At 66.8% G+C, this 14661-nt stretch carries 14 protein-coding genes and 1 riboswitch; of the genes, 2 read left to right on the forward strand and 12 right to left on the reverse strand.

The genetic code is table 11. From position 1 onward, the window contains the following. Nucleotides 1–12: 12 nt before the first annotated feature. From cobM to cbiE, 3 genes are read right to left on the reverse strand one after another with little or no spacing between them, the layout of a single operon-like run. Entirely contained in the window at nucleotides 13–807 is a 795-nt protein-coding gene (cobM, locus tag ACZ52D_RS12115) for a precorrin-4 C(11)-methyltransferase (protein WP_464441473.1), read from the reverse strand. Beyond that, nucleotides 804–1181, reverse strand: a complete 378-nt coding sequence (locus tag ACZ52D_RS12120) for a cobalamin biosynthesis protein (protein WP_464441474.1) — start codon at nucleotides 1179–1181, stop codon at nucleotides 804–806. The genes cobM and ACZ52D_RS12120 overlap by 4 nt, the downstream gene beginning before the upstream one ends. After that, on the reverse strand, nucleotides 1178–2365 hold the full coding sequence (gene cbiE, locus ACZ52D_RS12125; protein ID WP_464441475.1) for a precorrin-6y C5,15-methyltransferase (decarboxylating) subunit CbiE: 1188 nt from the start codon (nucleotides 2363–2365) through the stop codon (nucleotides 1178–1180). Before cbiE ends, ACZ52D_RS12120 begins: the two co-directional genes overlap by 4 nt. Here cbiE and ACZ52D_RS12130 point away from each other — a divergent pair. Further along, nucleotides 2364–3107 (forward strand): cobalt-precorrin-6A reductase, encoded by a 744-nt coding sequence (locus ACZ52D_RS12130; RefSeq protein WP_464441476.1) that lies wholly within the window; start codon nucleotides 2364–2366, stop codon nucleotides 3105–3107. The genes cbiE and ACZ52D_RS12130 overlap by 2 nt on opposite strands. Here ACZ52D_RS12130 and cobJ read toward each other — a convergent pair. The 7 genes from cobJ to ACZ52D_RS12165 all read right to left on the reverse strand — a co-directional run bounded on the left by cobJ (nucleotide 3089) and on the right by ACZ52D_RS12165 (nucleotide 11213). Beyond that, nucleotides 3089–3853, reverse strand: coding sequence for a precorrin-3B C(17)-methyltransferase (cobJ, locus tag ACZ52D_RS12135; protein ID WP_417474805.1), 765 nt, complete (start codon nucleotides 3851–3853; stop codon nucleotides 3089–3091). The genes ACZ52D_RS12130 and cobJ overlap by 19 nt on opposite strands. Beyond that, nucleotides 3850–4566 (reverse strand): precorrin-2 C(20)-methyltransferase, encoded by a 717-nt coding sequence (locus ACZ52D_RS12140; RefSeq protein WP_464441477.1) that lies wholly within the window; start codon nucleotides 4564–4566, stop codon nucleotides 3850–3852. Before ACZ52D_RS12140 ends, cobJ begins: the two co-directional genes overlap by 4 nt. A gap of 3 nt (nucleotides 4567–4569) precedes the next feature. Beyond that, nucleotides 4570–5199: a precorrin-8X methylmutase gene (locus ACZ52D_RS12145; RefSeq protein WP_464441478.1), complete on the reverse strand. Its 630-nt coding sequence runs from the start codon at nucleotides 5197–5199 to the stop codon at nucleotides 4570–4572. A 1-nt stretch (nucleotide 5200) separates the two neighbouring features. After that, nucleotides 5201–6364 (reverse strand): precorrin-3B synthase, encoded by a 1164-nt coding sequence (gene cobG, locus ACZ52D_RS12150; protein ID WP_464441479.1) that lies wholly within the window; start codon nucleotides 6362–6364, stop codon nucleotides 5201–5203. Next, nucleotides 6361–9606 (reverse strand): cobaltochelatase subunit CobN, encoded by a 3246-nt coding sequence (gene cobN / locus ACZ52D_RS12155; protein WP_464441480.1) that lies wholly within the window; start codon nucleotides 9604–9606, stop codon nucleotides 6361–6363. The genes cobG and cobN overlap by 4 nt, the downstream gene beginning before the upstream one ends. 161 nt (nucleotides 9607–9767) lie before the next feature. Next, nucleotides 9768–10802, reverse strand: coding sequence for a cobalamin biosynthesis protein CobW (cobW, locus tag ACZ52D_RS12160; RefSeq protein WP_222455757.1), 1035 nt, complete (start codon nucleotides 10800–10802; stop codon nucleotides 9768–9770). A gap of 3 nt (nucleotides 10803–10805) precedes the next feature. After that, the gene (locus tag ACZ52D_RS12165; RefSeq protein ID WP_222455758.1) at nucleotides 10806–11213 is read right to left on the reverse strand and encodes a DUF1636 family protein; all 408 of its coding nucleotides are present in this window, start codon (nucleotides 11211–11213) and stop codon (nucleotides 10806–10808) included. A 96-nt stretch (nucleotides 11214–11309) separates the two neighbouring features. Then, a riboswitch (cobalamin riboswitch) is annotated at nucleotides 11310–11516 on the reverse strand. Nucleotides 11517–11566: 50 nt separating this feature from the next. On the opposite strand from ACZ52D_RS12165, the gene cobO reads away from it, so the two are divergent. Beyond that, a complete protein-coding gene (gene cobO / locus ACZ52D_RS12170; RefSeq protein ID WP_222455759.1) occupies nucleotides 11567–12202 on the forward strand; it encodes a cob(I)yrinic acid a,c-diamide adenosyltransferase in 636 nt (211 codons plus the stop codon). A gap of 80 nt (nucleotides 12203–12282) precedes the next feature. On the opposite strand, the gene glpD is transcribed toward cobO, so the two are convergent. Continuing rightward, nucleotides 12283–13860 carry a glycerol-3-phosphate dehydrogenase gene (gene glpD, locus ACZ52D_RS12175; protein WP_464441481.1) on the reverse strand — a complete coding sequence of 526 codons (1578 nt, stop codon included), beginning with the start codon at nucleotides 13858–13860 and terminating at the stop codon, nucleotides 12283–12285. Further along, entirely contained in the window at nucleotides 13853–14638 is a 786-nt protein-coding gene (locus tag ACZ52D_RS12180) for a DeoR/GlpR family DNA-binding transcription regulator (RefSeq protein WP_464441482.1), read from the reverse strand. The genes glpD and ACZ52D_RS12180 overlap by 8 nt, the downstream gene beginning before the upstream one ends. Between the last annotated feature and the right edge of the window lie 23 nt (nucleotides 14639–14661).

The following is a 14661-nucleotide window of genomic DNA, read 5'->3' on the forward strand; positions in this document are numbered from 1 at the left end:
AGTTGCTTAAAATCAATCATCGCCATGGCTCCAGCTCGACCACGGGCTGTCGGCGCTCTGCGGCCGGTAGCGGCGGTCGTAGTCGGTGGAATAGAGGCAGCTTTCGTCAAAGCCTTCGCCCTTCAGCACCGGCCCCACAAGGATCAGCGCGGTGCGGGAGATCTTCTCGTCCAGCGACTCTTTCAGGGTCGCCAGCGTGGCGCGGATGATCTGCTGGTCCGGCCAGCTGGCGCGGTAAACCACGGCGACAGGGCAGTCCGGGCCGTAGTGCGGGGTGAGGCTGTCGACCACATGGTCGAGATTGCCGATCGACAGGTGGATCGCCAGCGTGGTGCCGGTGCGTGCAAAATTCTCCAGCGTCTCACCTTCGGGCATCGAGGACGCCCGGCCCGGAGTCCGCGTCAGCACCACCGACTGGCCGAGGCCGGGCAGGGTCAGCTCGGTTCCCAGCGCCGCAGCCGCAGCGGCAAAGGACGGCACGCCGGGAGTGACGCTGACGGGGATGCCTTCGGCTTTCAGGCGGCGGATCTGTTCGCCCATCGCCGACCACACCGACAGATCGCCTGAATGCAGCCGCGCCACGTCCTGTTCCGCCTCATGCGCCGCCTTGATCTCGGCCACGATGGCATCCAGGTCCATCGACGCGGTGTTCACGATTTTCGCGTCCGCCGGGCAGTGGCTCAGGATTTCCTCCGGCACCAGCGAGCCCGCATAGAGGCACACCGGACAGGCGGCGATGATGTCGCGTCCGCGCAGGGTCAGAAGGTCGGCAGCGCCCGGTCCGGCGCCAATGAAGTGAACGGTCATGGCTCAAGTCTTTCTGCTATGGCCGCGGTGGCAAGCCCATCCGCGGTGACAACTCTGGGGGCGATCAGGCGCGCACGCGCACCCGGCACCCCGTGGCGCGCGCCCGCAAGCGCCGCGGCTTCCGCCAGCGACCCGGTGCCGAACCGCGCCTTGATCCGGGGCGAGCAGGTGAGGGTCTGCTCCCCGGCAATATCCTGATCTTTCAGCGCAATCACCGGCAAGCCGGTGCTGCGCGCAAGGTCCTGCATGGCCGGGGCCGCGGCTTTCTCAGCAATGGAAGCCAGCGCATCCACGTCTTCGCCTGCCAGCGCCAGCGCTGCCTGCAAATCGGCTGCCGTGGCAGCGCTACGAAATCCGATGCCTGCCACCCTCATCGCGTAACACTCCACTGGATGACGGGCCGGGCCCGCTGCCAGCCGCGCATCGACCCCAGGGGGGCGGCCTCGGCGATCTCTGCCTTCAGAAGATGGCCGCCGCGCCGGGCATGGGCCTGCATCAAGAGGGTCTCGGTTTCCAGAGTGACGCCATTGACGACCAGCCGTGTGCCCTTGGGCAGGATCTCCCACAGATGGTCCAACAGCGCTTGCGAGCCGCCGCCGCCGATGAACACGCAATCGGGCAGCGGCTGGCCTTCCAGCACCTGCGGTGCCTTGCCCAGAACCGCTGTCATCCGGTGGTTCAGCCCAAAGGCGGTTGCGTTCGCCCGGATGTTGTCCAGTCGGCTCTCGCGCGGCTCAAAGCTGATCGCCCGCGCGCCTGAAGCCGCGAGGCACCACTCAACCGAGACCGAGCCGGAGCCGCCGCCGATATCCCACAGCAGCTCCCCCGCTCGCGGAGCGAGGGCCGAAAGGGTCAGCGCCCGGATGGGACGTTTGGTGATCTGCCCGTCACTGGCAAAGAGGTCGTCCGCCAGACCGGAAGCCTGCGGCAGGCCCTTGCTCCCGGCGGCTTCGATCGCCACCGCAACAGGCGCCTCAATGTCCTGAAGCTCAAAACCGTCCGCAGTGGCCGGTCGCACCCGCTGGCGCGGCCCGCCCAAGGCCTCCATCACGGTCAGCTTGGAAGCGCCAAAGCCTTCAGCGGTCAGCCATTCCGCCAGTTCCGCCGGGGCAGCCCCGTCCCGCATGGTGCAGATCACGCGCGTGCCGCGCCCCAAGAGCGGGCGCAGCCGCGCGTAAGGGGCCGCGTGCAGGCCGAGGCACAGCGTCTCTTCCAATTTCCACGCAAGATGGTTCGCGGCCAGGGCAAAGGTGGAGGGAACCGGGTGCGACACCCATTCGCCATCCTCCAGGTGCCGCGCGAGCGAACCGCCTGCGCCGTGCCAGAACGGATCACCAGACGCCAGAACGGCCACCTTGCGGCCGCGCATCTCCAGCACCGGGTCTATGGAGAACGGCACGGGCCACGGCTGGCCCTTGCTGCCTGCGCCTGCCAGTTCCAGATGCCGCGGGCCGCCGAATACGACCTCGGCCTGCGCCAGCGCCTTCCGGCTTGCATCGCCCAAGCCTTCCAGTCCATTTTCGCCCAGACCGATAATCGTAAGCCATGGATCAGACATGACACGCATCCTTCTTCTCGGCGGCACCACCGAAGCGTCGGCGTTGGCCAAAACCCTGGCCGAGGCAGGGATGGATGCGGTGTTTTCCTACGCGGGCCGCACGGCGCGGCCTGTCAACCAGCCCCTGCCGACCCGCGTGGGCGGCTTTGGCGGTGCGGAGGGGCTCGCGGAATTCCTGAGGGCCGAAGGCATCACGCATATGGTGGACGCGACCCACCCGTTCGCGGCCCAGATGAGCCTCAATGCGGTTTATGCCTGTGACGCAGTGGATGTGCCTCTGTGTGCCTTCGAACGCCCGGCCTGGCAGGAGAGGGACGGCGATCAATGGGTGCATGTGGACACTCTCGCCGAGGCCGTCAACGTGCTGCCAGAGGCCGCTGCGCGGGTGTTCCTGGCAATCGGAAAGCAGAACCTTCCCCTGTTTGCTGCTAAGCCCCAGCATCACTACCTGCTGCGGCTGGTGGATGCGCCGGAGGCCCCGTTGCCGTTGCCGCACACTGCGGTCGAGATTGCGCGCGGACCGTTTGATGTTGCGGGGGACAGTGCACTGATGCAGCGCCATGGCATCACCCATGTGGTCGCCAAGAACGCGGGCGGCGCGGGGGCCGCAGCCAAGCTTGCCGCCGCGCGCAGGCTGGGGCTGCCGGTCATCATGATCGGCAGGCCGCAGGTGCCTGACCGCCCCATCAAGGGCAGCGTGGCAGAGGTTATGGAGTGGCTCGCTCATCCCTCAGCCGCGTAGCGTGGGGTGTAGACATGCTTGCCCACCCGGCGGGTGTCACGATTGCCGACGATCACCACGGTGCGCATGTCTGCCATTTCCGGCGTGGCCTCTTTCAGCGGTACCGTCAGCAGCTCCTGCCCGGGTTTGGTCACGTCGCGGGCGAAGGTGATGAGGGTGTCCTCACCGCAGGCCTCGCGCAGGATTTCCAGCGCGCGGGCAAACTGATGCGGCCGTGACTTGGAGCGCGGGTTGTAAAACGCCATCGCCAGACCGGCCTCGCCGACCAGCTGCAAGCGCTTTTCGATCAGGCTCCAGGGCTTCAGGTTGTCGCTGAGGTTGATGGCGGCAAAGTCATGTCCCAGAGGTGCGCCGATGGCAGCAGCGGCGGCCAGCATCGCGGTGATGCCCGGCAGCACCCTGATGTCCAGCTCCAGCCAGTCCGGGTGGCGTTCGGCGTTATTCTCCAGCGCCTCGAACACGGCGGAGGCCATGGCAAACACTCCCGGATCACCAGAGGATACAACGACGACCCGCTTGCCCTCGGCGGCCATCTCCAGCGCGTGGGTGGCGCGGTCGACCTCAACCCGGTTGTCGCTGGCGTGCAGGGTCAGGCCTGCACGCGGCTCGATGCGTTTGACGTAGGGAATGTAGCCGACGATATCGGTCGCCTCCGCGATGGCGTCGCGCACTTCCTGCGTCACCAGCGCCTCGTTGCCGGGCCCAAGCCCCGCGATCACCACCCAGCCATCTTGCGAAACAGTCATGGCCGCCGCCCCTGTCCATGAACCAGCACGATAGAGAAATAGGGCACCTCGCCCGTGACCTCGGAGAGTTTCTGCACGGTCTGGCCCGGCATGGTGCCACGCTCGACCAGCCAGGCGTCCTCGGCACGGCCCGCGCGTTCCAGTGCGCGGCGCAGCTTGGGAAGGTTGCGGCCGATCTTCATGACCACCAGCGCATCGGTCTCCGACGCGCGCTTGGTCAGTTCGTCCTCGCTGAGCGTGGCCATCGCCACCGTCAGCACGTCATCCCCCCAGGTGATCGGCTGGCCGGAGGCGGTCCAGCAGCCGGACATGCCGGTGATGCCGGGCACGATCTCCTGCTCGGCGCGGCCCTGCAGGCGGGTGTAGAGGTGCATGTAGGAGCCGTAGAGAAACGGATCGCCCTCGCAGAGCACCACCACGTCTTCGTCCTGGGCGATTTCGGCCAGCGTGTCGGCCCAGCGGTCATAGAACTCCGCCAGCACCCGGTTGTATTCGGGGTCGGAAAAATGGATCTCGGTCGTAACCGGGTATTCCATCGCGTGTTCCGTTGCCCCCTCGGCAAGCAGCCCTTCGACGATTGCACGGGCCTGCCCCTGACGCCCCGCCTTGCGGAAATAGGCAACGTGGCGCGCCGAGCCGATCAGCCGGTGCGCGCGCACGCTCATCAGGTCGGGGTCTCCGGGGCCAAGCCCTGTGCAGATAACCTTGCCCATCGCTTACTCTTTCCAGCTCGCCAGGGCGTTGACGGCAGCAACGGTGATGGCAGAGCCCCCAAGACGGCCTTTCACAATCATCGAGGGGACCGGCAGGTCTTCCATCAGCGCCTCTTTCGATTCCATAGCGCCGACAAAGCCCACCGGGCAGCCGATGATGGCGGCGGGGCGCGGGCAGGCGGGATCTTTCAGCATGTTCAGCAGGTGGAACAGCGCCGTGGGGGCGTTTCCGATGGCCACCACGGCGCCTTCCAGTTTCGGGCGCCACAGCTCCAGCGCCGCGGCCGAGCGGGTGTTGGACATTTCCTTGGCCAGCTCCGGCACCTTCGGGTCGCGCAGGGTGCAGATTACCTCGTTGTCCGCAGGCAGGCGCGGACGGGTGATGCCTTCGCTGACCATATACGCGTCGCAGAGGATCGGCGCACCGTTGGCAAGTGCTGCGCGGGCGGTCTCGGCCATGCCGTCGGAAAAGCGCACGTGCTCTTCCAGCCCGACCATCCCCGCCGCGTGGATCATGCGCACGACGACGACTTCCTCGTCCTTGGTGAACCGGGCCAGATTGGCCTCGCGGCGAATGGTGGCAAAGCTTTCGGCGTAGATCTTGGCGCCGTCGGTTTCATAGGTGTGGAGCATGTCAGCTGCCCTCTGTCAGAAGTTCGGGAGCGGCGCGCAAGCGGTCGGCGCTCAGGTTGGTTATTAGCGGTTGATCCGCGGCGGTGCCATTGCGGATCAGAGAGAATTCGTCCGCGCCGGTTGCTGTAAGGGCAACAGGCGAGGGGCCAGGGCAAGCGCAGCCTTTGGCGCAGCCGGAGACATGCAAGCGCGTGCCTTCGGGGAGCTGTGGCGCAAGATCACGCGCCAGGTCGCGGGTTGCGGAGAGCGCCTGCAGGCAACCGGGCGCTCCGGTGCAGGCGGTCACTTGCAGGCGCGGATCCGTGGCGTCCAGGATCAGGCCGGGCAGGGGCGGCAGGTCGCGCGCGCCCTCGATCAACAGCATCCGCCAGGGCGTGAGGCGGATCTCGCCGTGCGCGGCCAGTTCCACGAGTGTCGCGGCGGGCGTCTGGCCGAACTCCAAAGCAGCAAGCGTCCCCGCGGGCGTGTCGCCCGGTGCGGCGGCAAACGGGCGCTGGAGCGCCGTTGCGTCATGCGACGGCGGCGGCCCGCGGCGCGCGATGAGACGCTGCATCCTGCCGCGACCCTCCGGCGCGCCGCCCTGGTCGAGGAACCAGCGCGCCAGCGCAAGAGCCTCGGCAGCGGCCGATTCACGTGTGACGGTTTTGCCAGTCGTGGCCCCATCCGCGCGCAGGATCAGCCCGGCAGGGCCGCGCTCGATGCGGATGTCGGCGGCGCAGTCCTGCAGCACCGGGGCCGCGCCGCAGTCGACGGCAAAGCCGAATTTGCCGGGCAGGGTCAGCCCGGTTGCCGCCGTCAGCGCGGCGCTGAGGGCTGAGGCGATGGTGTGGGTGTCGTCGCCTTCCTCCCAGAACGGGGCAAGCACGATATTACGGCGGGCTTCGGCGGCGGCATCGAGGTCGACAAGGCCAAGGGTGCGCAGGCCTGCAATCAGGTCCTCAAACCTGTCTTCGCGGATGCCACGCAGCTGCAGGTTCGCGCGAGCGGAGATGTCCAGAAGACCATTGCCGAAGGTCTGCGCAAGTTCTGCTACGCCGTTCGCCTGTGCTGCGGACAGCCTGCCCAGCGGCGCGCGGATACGCACCACCAGCCCGTCGCCGGACATCATCGGCCGCAGGGCGCCGGGGCACCAGCCATAGACCTTAGGGGCGGCGGACCCGCTCATGCGGCGCCCTCCAGGGCTGCCATGATGGAGTTGCGCCGGGTGGTCCAGAGACCCGCATCGTGCAGCGCACGGAAACGGTCCCGCATGGCCTGGAGGGCGGCCGGGTTTTCGCGCTGCATGAAGTCGACCAAGTCCTCGCGTCCCAGGGTGGCCTCGAAGTAGAGGTCGAAAAGATGCGGCTGCACCACCTGGGCAAGATGCGCAAAGGCCGCCATATGGTCGAGCGTCGCCGCGATCTCGGCGGCGCCGCGGAAGCCGTGAGACATCATCGAGGTGGCCCAGTCCGGATTGGCGGCGCGGGCGCGGGTCACCCGGGCGATTTCCTCGCCCAAGCTGCGCGCCTGCGGCTTGTCCGGCCGGGTTGCGTCGAGGTGATAGAGCGCGGGCGCGGCCTGGCCGATGCGGGCCATGGCGGCGGCAAATCCTGCCTCATGCGCGGCGTAATCAGACGCGATGAGTAGGTCTGTCTCCGGCAGGTCCTGCAGATGTACGAAACTGTCGGCGCCCTGCAGCCGGGTTTCCAGCGCCTCGCGGGCATCGGTGATTGCGCCCTTGGCGTCGATGGCGTGCGAGGAGGCGTTGAGCCAGGCCTCGCCCGCGGCCAGTCGCGCCTCGTCGGTGTAGTCGTCCAGATGCGGGGTCATCGACAGGCCGTATTGGCCGGGCTTGGGGCCGAAGACGCGCGGCGTTTCGGTCAGATAGGGGTTGTCGGCCGCGGCTTCCTCGCGCGCGGCCAATGCGGCGGCGGCGGTTTCGAACATCTGCGCAAGGCCCGGAAAGACATCGCGGAACAGGCCGGAGACGCGCAGGGTCACGTCAATGCGCGGCCGGTTCAGCATCGACAGCGGCAAAACCTCGAAGCCCGACACCCGCTCGGAGCCTTCATCCCATTTGGGCGCGAGCCCTGCGAGGTGCAGGGCCATGGCAAATTCCTCGCCCGCGGTGCGCATGGTGGCCGAGCCCCAGAGGTCGATCACCAGCCCCTTGGGCCAGTCGCCGTGGTCCTGAAGGTGGCGGCGCAGCAGCTCTTCCGCCAACTTGACCCCCTGCGCATGCGCCGCCCGCGACGGTACCGCCCGCGGGTCGGTGGTAAAGAGGTTGCGCCCCGTCGGGATCACATCCTCGCGGCCGCGAAAGGGCGAGCCGGAGGGGCCGGGGGTGACGATCTTGCCGTCCAGCGCGGCAATCAGCCCGGCGCGTTCCTCAGCCCCGCATTGGCCGGTGCCGAAGATATGCAGGCCTTCGCCGTACTGGCTTTCCTTGATGTCGCAGACAAAGGCGTCGATGCGGGTGATCGCTTCCGCCGGCGAGGTCTCGGGCGTCAGGCCCAGATCGGCCTCGACGCCGGTGCCCTGCGCCTCGGCGCGAATGTCGTCGATCAGCCGGTCGCGGCGGGCCGGGTCCAACCCGTCGGCGGTGGAGTATTCATCCAGCAGGCTTTCCAACCGGGCCATGCCCTCGGGAAGGTTCGTTTGGGCAAGCGGCGGTGGCAGGTGCCCGATGGTGACAGCGCCGATGCGGCGCTTGGCCTGCGCGGCCTCGCCCGGGTCGTTCACGATGAAAGGGTAGATCACCGGTAGCGGCCCGGTCAGCACCTCGGGCCAACAGAGGCCGGAGAGCGCCACCGCCTTGCCGGGCAACCATTCCAGCGTGCCATGCGCCCCGATGTGGATGAGGGCGTCCGTCTGGCCGCGCAGCCACAGATAAAAGGCCACATAGGCGTGGCGCGGGGTGCGGTCGAGGTCGTGGTAGTCGTCGACGCGGGTTTTCACCTCGCCCCGCTCGGGCTGCAGCGCGACGAGGGCGCTGCCTGCGCGCAGGGCCTTGAAGTGAAAGGCGCCATCGCGGCAATCGGGGTCTTCTTCCGGGCGGCCCCAGGCCTCGGCCAGCGTGTCCTGCAGGTCTTGTGGCAGGGTGGCGAGCGCAGCTTTGTAGTCAGCAAGGGCGACGCTCAGCGTCTCCTCCATCAGCCGCAGGCCGGTGTTTTCGAGGGCTTCGACGGCGTAGCCTTGGGCGGAGAGCTCGCGCAGGATTTCGTCGCAGGAGGCCAGCGCGTCGAGGCCGACGGCATGGGCCAGGTTGTGGTCGCGGCCGGGGTAGGTGGAGAGGATCAGCGCAAGACGCTTGTCGGCGTTCGGCAGCTTTGCCAGCCGCAGCCAGCCTTCGACGCGGTCGACGGCGGATTTGATGCGGTCCGCATCGGCGCGGTGGGCGAAGCGGGAATATTGCAGGTCCGGGTCTTTCTTGCCCGGCGATTTGAAACTGACCACGCCTGCAAAGATGCGGCCGTCCACCTCGGGCAGGACCACGTGCATGGCAAGGTCGGCAGGGGAGAGGCCGCGGTCGGCCTCGCGCCAGTCCTTCTTGCGCGCGGTGGAGAGCGCCACCTGGAACACCGGGCAGCCGGTTGTCGACAGCGGCGAGGCGCTGCCGTCGGTGCCTTGGGCCGAGAAAGCCGTCGCATTGATGATCGCGGCGGGGGTCAGCGCGGGCAGCTTTTCACGCAGCCAATTGGCTGCCGTCGGCGCCTTGAGACTGGCGGCGAAGGCACCAAAGGCCGCATAGCCGCGGATGCGCAGCTCGGCAATCAGGGCATCGACGGGCGCAGTGTCTGCGGCGGTGAGGTAGGAGCGGTAGAAGCTCACCAGAACCAGCGGCTTGTCCTGCGGCGGAAGGGCCGCCAGCACGCCCTTGTCCGGATCATAAAACCCGTGGTCCGGCATGGATTTGAGGCCCAGAACCGGCCCGGCATAAAGCCCTGCCGCCAGCGACAGCTGGGCGAGTGCGGCCTGCGCGGCCACCGCGCCGCCCGTATCACACAGGGCTTGCAGCCGTCGCAGTGTGGAAACGGGCAGGGTGGACAGGGCATCCAGCCGCGCGTCCTCGCGCCCGTCAGCGGGCAGGATCGCCAGCGCAATCCCCTTGCGGCGGGCGAGATCCTGCAACGTGGCGAGGCCATAGGACCAATAGCTTTCGCCGCCGATCAGCCGGACGAGGATGCCCTTGGCGCCCTCCAGCGTCTGTTCCGCGTAAACGTCGACCGACAGCGGGTGCTTCAGCGCCACCAGATTGGCAAGGCGCAAAGTCGGCAGCTTGCCGCCCGCGCGGTGCCAGCCTGCCGCGAAGGCACCGAGGTCGCTGTCGGAGAAGGACAGCACCACGAGATCCGCAGGCGTCTGGCCGAGATCCTGCGGCGTGTCGGTCTCGTCAAGGCCGTGGCTTTCGCGGAAGACGACGTGCATGGGTCAGGCCTTTCGCGAGTGGTGCTTCAAAGCGCTGAGGGCAGCGCCCGGCCCGGCGGGGCGGGAAGCGAAGCGCCCGCCCTGTGGGGGGCGGGACGGGCGCTGCCCGGCGTGCCGCCGGGCCGAGACGCTCGAAATCTGGCACTTCGCTTCCATTGCTATCAGGCCCCCAGCTCGGCGCGGATCGCCTGTTCGTCGATGTTGTCATGCTCGGCAATGACCACCAGGGCGGTCTTGCGCGGCTGCGCCCCCCAGGGCTGGTCGTACTGGGCGCGCAAACGCTCACCCACGGCCTGAACCAGCATCCGCATCGGTTTTCCCTCCACCGCGACATAGCCTTTGACGCGCAGGATGTTGCGTTCGCGGGCGAGTTTCACGATGGCATTCTGCAGCGCTTCCGGGTCGGAGACTTCGCCCATTTCGACCACGATGCTTTCAAAATCGTCATGCTCATGGTCGTGGTGGCCGTCGTGGTGGCTGGGGCGGGCATCGAGATCGTCCTCGGCCGCCGCACCGAGACCCAGGATGATGCGCGGGTCGATGACGCCTTCGCTCATCGGCAGGATCGGCAACTTGCGCGGCGCCTCGGCTTCGATCACTGCGCGGGCTTTCTCGACGCCTGCGTCGCCGGCCAGGTCGGCCTTGGACAAAAGCACGATGTCGGCGCAGGAGATCTGGTCCTCGAATACCTCGGACAGCGGGGTTTCGTGGTCGAGGCTGTCATCCGCCTCGCGCTGGGCCTGAACGGCGTCCAGATCCGGCGCGAACTGGCCTTTGGCGACGGCCTCGGCATCGGCCAGCGCAATCACCCCGTCAACGGTGATGCGGGAGCGGATCGCGGGCCAGTCGAAGGCCTTCAAGAGCGGCTTGGGCAGCGCCAGGCCGGACGTCTCGATCACGATGTGGTCGGGTTTTTCCGGCAGTGCCATCAACTGTTCGATGGTGGGGATGAAGTCATCCGCCACGGTGCAGCAGATGCAGCCGTTGGCGAGCTCCATGATGTTTTCCGCCGGGCAATTGTCGTCGGCGCAGGATTTCAGGATATCGCCGTCGACCCCGGCGGTGCCGAACTCGTTCACCACCACGGCCAGGCGCTTGCCTTGCGGGTTCTGCATCAGGTGGCGGATCAGCGTGGTCTTGCCCGCACCCAGAAAGCCGGTGATGACGGTGACGGGGATCTTGTTGAGATCGCTCATGAATTACTCCTCAGAAGGAAAGGCGGCCGGCGGGATGCGGGCGACGGATTGTTTGCGGAAGACGGTGGGGCGCTCGCGCCAGGGCACCAGCCCGTCGGCGGTGGCGGCATAGGCGGCGGTGCCTGCGAGGATTTCGGCGACATGCGCGTCCGGGTCCATGTCGCCGTAGATGTAGCTCCAACGCGCCTCGCCGCCGGTCAGCGCAACGGAGCAGCCGCGCGAGCAGGCCGACAGGCATTTCACACCGCGCAGGGTGACGCCCTCGGGCATGCCCGCTTCTTTCAGGGCAGCGTGCAGGATGGCGCCGGGACGGGTGGCCTCTGGATCGGCGCCTTCGGTGCGGCAGGTCAGGCACACGGTCAGGGTGACCGGGTCTTTCGGGGCGGCGGTGGGCGCCTGTTCGTCAGCCAAAGGCACGTCTCCTGTCGTTGCAGGCATGCGGGATGGCCGAAAAGGGGCGGCGGTCTGCCTGCCTCTCACCCGGTCGCGGAACACCCCGCCCGCCCGTTGATCTCTCACACGCTGGCAGGTCTCCCGGCTTGCGGATGCCAGGGCGTTCGCCCTGTCGGCCATCCTGCCTTCCCGGGCTGTCCCAGTGGCATGGCGGCCTCATCCGGTCACGGTCGCGGGGGCGGCTGTGCTTGGGCCGTCAGTGGCCGCTGTCACATTCCCTCTTCGCCTGCAATTGCAGGAACCAGCGAAACCCCCTTGCGCTATCGCGCCCTTCTTTGTCAAGACTTGCGCCAAACAGCTGGAGAGCCCCCATGAGCGAAAAGTCTGAAACCGGCATTTCAGAAGAAGAAGCCGCCCGTCACGCGTCCAAGATGGCCAAGAAAAAGGCCGCGCGCGACCGGATGATGAAAACCAAGGACGGCGAGAAGGGGCTGATCATTGTCCACACCGGGCCGGGCAAGGGCAAGTCCTCGTCCGGCTTTGGCATGATCATGCGCTGCATCGCCCACAAGATGCCCTGTGCCGTGGTGCAGTTCATCAAGGGCGCCTGGCAGACCGGCGAGCGCACGCTGATCGAGGAGAACTTCAGCGATCTCTGCCAGTTCTACGCGATGGGCGAGGGCTTCACCTGGGAGACCCAGGACAAGGCCCGCGACATCGCCGCCGCGCAAAAGGGCTGGGAGAAGGCCAAGGAGATGATCCTCGACGAGCGCAACACCATGGTGCTGCTGGACGAGATCAACATCGCGTTGCGCTATGAGTATCTGGACCTGGAAGAGGTGCTGGAGTTCCTGGTGGAGAAGAAGCCGCCGATGACCCATGTGGTGCTGACGGGGCGCAACGCCAAGGAAGAGCTGATCGAGATCGCCGATCTGGTGACCGAGATGGGCCAGATCAAGCACCCGTTCCGCGCCGGGGTGAAGGCGCAGAAGGGCGTCGAGTTTTAAGCTGAGGGCGTAGCCTGCCTTGGTAGGCGCGAGTGCGCCTGCCGGGGGGCAGCCCGGCGGTGCCGCCGGGCAAAACACTTTTATGCGGCGAGCTGGGCTGCCTTGCCTTGGATGTAGGTATCCACCGCCGCGCGCTGGGCCTCATCCAGCCGCAGGCCCAGCTTGGTGCGCCGCCACAGGAAATCGTCACCTGCGCGCACCCATTCGCGGGCAATCGCCCAGTCGAGCTCCCGCGCGGTGATCGTTGCGCCGAAGTCCTCGCCCAGATCGCCGGCGGTCTTGGCATCGCCGAGCACTTCCCAGGCCTCGGTGCCATAGGCGCGGATCATCCGGCCCGCCCAGTAGGGCGTCAGGAAGGGGTAGTCCGCCGCCAATTTCGCAGTCAGCTTCTCGACATCCGTCACTGCAAAATCGCCGCCGGGAAGCGCCACGCCCGCGGTCCAATCATCGGGCAGCTGCGGAAATGCCTCGCCGATCTTGGCCAGCGCCGCCTCTGCCAGCTTGCGGTAGGTGGTGATCTTGCCGCCAAAAACGTTCAGCAGCGGCGCCTGTGCCTGATCCAGCGTCAGCACATATTCGCGGGTCGCCGCGGTGGCCGAGCTGGCACCGTCGTCATACAGCGGGCGCACCCCGGAGTAGGTCCAGACAATGTCGTCCCGCGTCACCGGTTTCTCAAAGTATTCAGATGCGAAATCAGCAAGATACTGCTGCTCTTCAGGGGTGCATTCCGGGGCGGTGTCGGGATCCGGGTGGTCGGCGTCGGTGGTGCCGATCAGGGTGAAATCCTGCTCGTAAGGTATGGCGAAGATGATCCGCCCGTCGGTGCCTTGGAAGAAATAGCAACGCCCGTGATCGAACAGCTTCGGCACGACGATGTGGCTGCCGCGCACCAAGCGGACGTTCTCGCGGCTGTTCTGGCCCAGTTTCTGGTGCAGCACATCCGCAACCCATGGCCCGCCTGCATTGACCAGCATCTTGGCGCGGTGCTCCTGCTCCTTGCCGCTGGCGTGATCGCGGGTGCGGATCACCCAGTGATCGGAATGGCGTTCTGCCGACAGCACTTCGGTGCGGGTCAGGATCTGCGCACCGCGCGCCTGCGCGTCGCGGGCGTTCAGCACCACCAGCCGGGCGTCTTCGACCCAGCAGTCGGAGTACTCGAATGCGGTCTGGAACTTGTCCTTCAGCACCTTGCCCGCCTCGTCCCGAGTCAGGTCCAGCTTGGCGGTGCCGGGCAGGATGCCGCGTTTGCCCAAGGAGTCGTACAGGAACAGTCCCAGCCGGATCAGCCAGGCCGGGCGACGGCCCTTCATCCAGGGCATGAAGGTCGTCAGCAGTTTCGAGGTCGGTGTTTCGCTGTCAAACCGCATGTCCTTGTGAAACGGCAGCACAAAGCGCATCGGCCAGGAGATGTGCGGCATTGCCTTCAACAGCACCTCGCGCTCGATCAGCGCCTCGCGCACCAGGCGGAACTCGAAATACTCCAGATAGCGCAGCCCCCCGTGGAACAGCTTGGTCGAGGCGGAGGAGGTGGCCCAGCCGAGATCCTTCATCTCCGCCAGCGTCACCGATAATCCGCGCCCGGCGGCATCGCGGGCAATGCCGCAGCCATTGATGCCGCCGCCGATGATGAACAGGTCTGTAACAGGGGTGTCAGTCATTTTCGCTGCTTTCGTTTTGTCCGGCGGTCAGGATACGGGTGCCTGCGGCCTGCGCGGCCTCGGCAAATTCCGCGGGTACGGGGCGGTCGGTGATTACCACGTCGAGGTCTGACAAGTCGCAGATCCGCACCGGTGCGGAGCGCTCGAACTTGCTGCCGTCGCAGACCAGAACCCGCTGACGGGCGTTTTTGAGGATGGCACGGGCCACGGACACTTCGCGCGGGTCGTGGTCCATCACCGCGCCGTCGGCATCCAGGGCCGAGGCGCCTATGACGGCGAAATCCACCTTGTAGCGGGCGATGAACGCCACCGCGTCTTCGCCGACGATGGCGCCGTCGCTTTGTCGTACCGTGCCGCCAGCCAGGATCAGCTCCTTGGCCTGACCGCCCATCATCATATTGATAATGTTTATGTTGTTGGAAAGGATGGTTAGCCCGCGGTGACCTGAAAGGGCACGGGCGACCTGTTCGGTGGACGTGCCGATGTTGAGGCTGATCGAGCAGTTGTCCGGGATCAACTCTGCAGCCAAGGTCGCCATCGCCTGTTTGCCGCCTGCGTTCAGGCGGCGGCGGTCGGCGTAGTCCTGGCTGGCAGCGGAGCTAATGCGCACGGCACCGCCATGCACCCGTGACAGCGCGCCGCGCGCCGAAAGATCTCGCAAGTCCGCGCGGACGGTCTGCAAGGACACTCCAAAGCGCTGCGCCAGATCCTCGACCTCGACGCGATCTTGCTGGTTCAGCAGCGCGATGATTTCGTTTTGACGGCTGGAGGCGTCCATTTGCTTTCCTTTCGGGGTGATTC

Source organism: Leisingera sp. S2M4 (assembly GCF_055398055.1).

What these genes read in the sequence shown, in the direction of transcription:
- ACZ52D_RS12130 (WP_464441476.1), top strand. Translation starts at nt 2,364, where the DNA reads ATGACACGCATCCTTCTTCTCGGCGGCACCACCGAAGCGTCGGCGTTG.
- cobM (WP_464441473.1), bottom strand. Translation starts at nt 807, where the DNA reads ATGACCGTTCACTTCATTGGCGCCGGACCGGGCGCTGCCGACCTTCTG.
- cobG (WP_464441479.1), bottom strand. Translation starts at nt 6,364, where the DNA reads ATGAGCGGGTCCGCCGCCCCTAAGGTCTATGGCTGGTGCCCCGGCGCC.
- cobO (WP_222455759.1), top strand. Translation starts at nt 11,567, where the DNA reads ATGAGCGAAAAGTCTGAAACCGGCATTTCAGAAGAAGAAGCCGCCCGT.
- cbiE (WP_464441475.1), bottom strand. Translation starts at nt 2,365, where the DNA reads ATGTCTGATCCATGGCTTACGATTATCGGTCTGGGCGAAAATGGACTG.
- ACZ52D_RS12120 (WP_464441474.1), bottom strand. Translation starts at nt 1,181, where the DNA reads ATGAGGGTGGCAGGCATCGGATTTCGTAGCGCTGCCACGGCAGCCGAT.
- ACZ52D_RS12145 (WP_464441478.1), bottom strand. Translation starts at nt 5,199, where the DNA reads ATGCTCCACACCTATGAAACCGACGGCGCCAAGATCTACGCCGAAAGC.
- glpD (WP_464441481.1), bottom strand. Translation starts at nt 13,860, where the DNA reads ATGACTGACACCCCTGTTACAGACCTGTTCATCATCGGCGGCGGCATC.
- cobW (WP_222455757.1), bottom strand. Translation starts at nt 10,802, where the DNA reads ATGAGCGATCTCAACAAGATCCCCGTCACCGTCATCACCGGCTTTCTG.
- cobN (WP_464441480.1), bottom strand. Translation starts at nt 9,606, where the DNA reads ATGCACGTCGTCTTCCGCGAAAGCCACGGCCTTGACGAGACCGACACG.
- ACZ52D_RS12140 (WP_464441477.1), bottom strand. Translation starts at nt 4,566, where the DNA reads ATGGGCAAGGTTATCTGCACAGGGCTTGGCCCCGGAGACCCCGACCTG.
- cobJ (WP_417474805.1), bottom strand. Translation starts at nt 3,853, where the DNA reads ATGACTGTTTCGCAAGATGGCTGGGTGGTGATCGCGGGGCTTGGGCCC.
- ACZ52D_RS12180 (WP_464441482.1), bottom strand. Translation starts at nt 14,638, where the DNA reads ATGGACGCCTCCAGCCGTCAAAACGAAATCATCGCGCTGCTGAACCAG.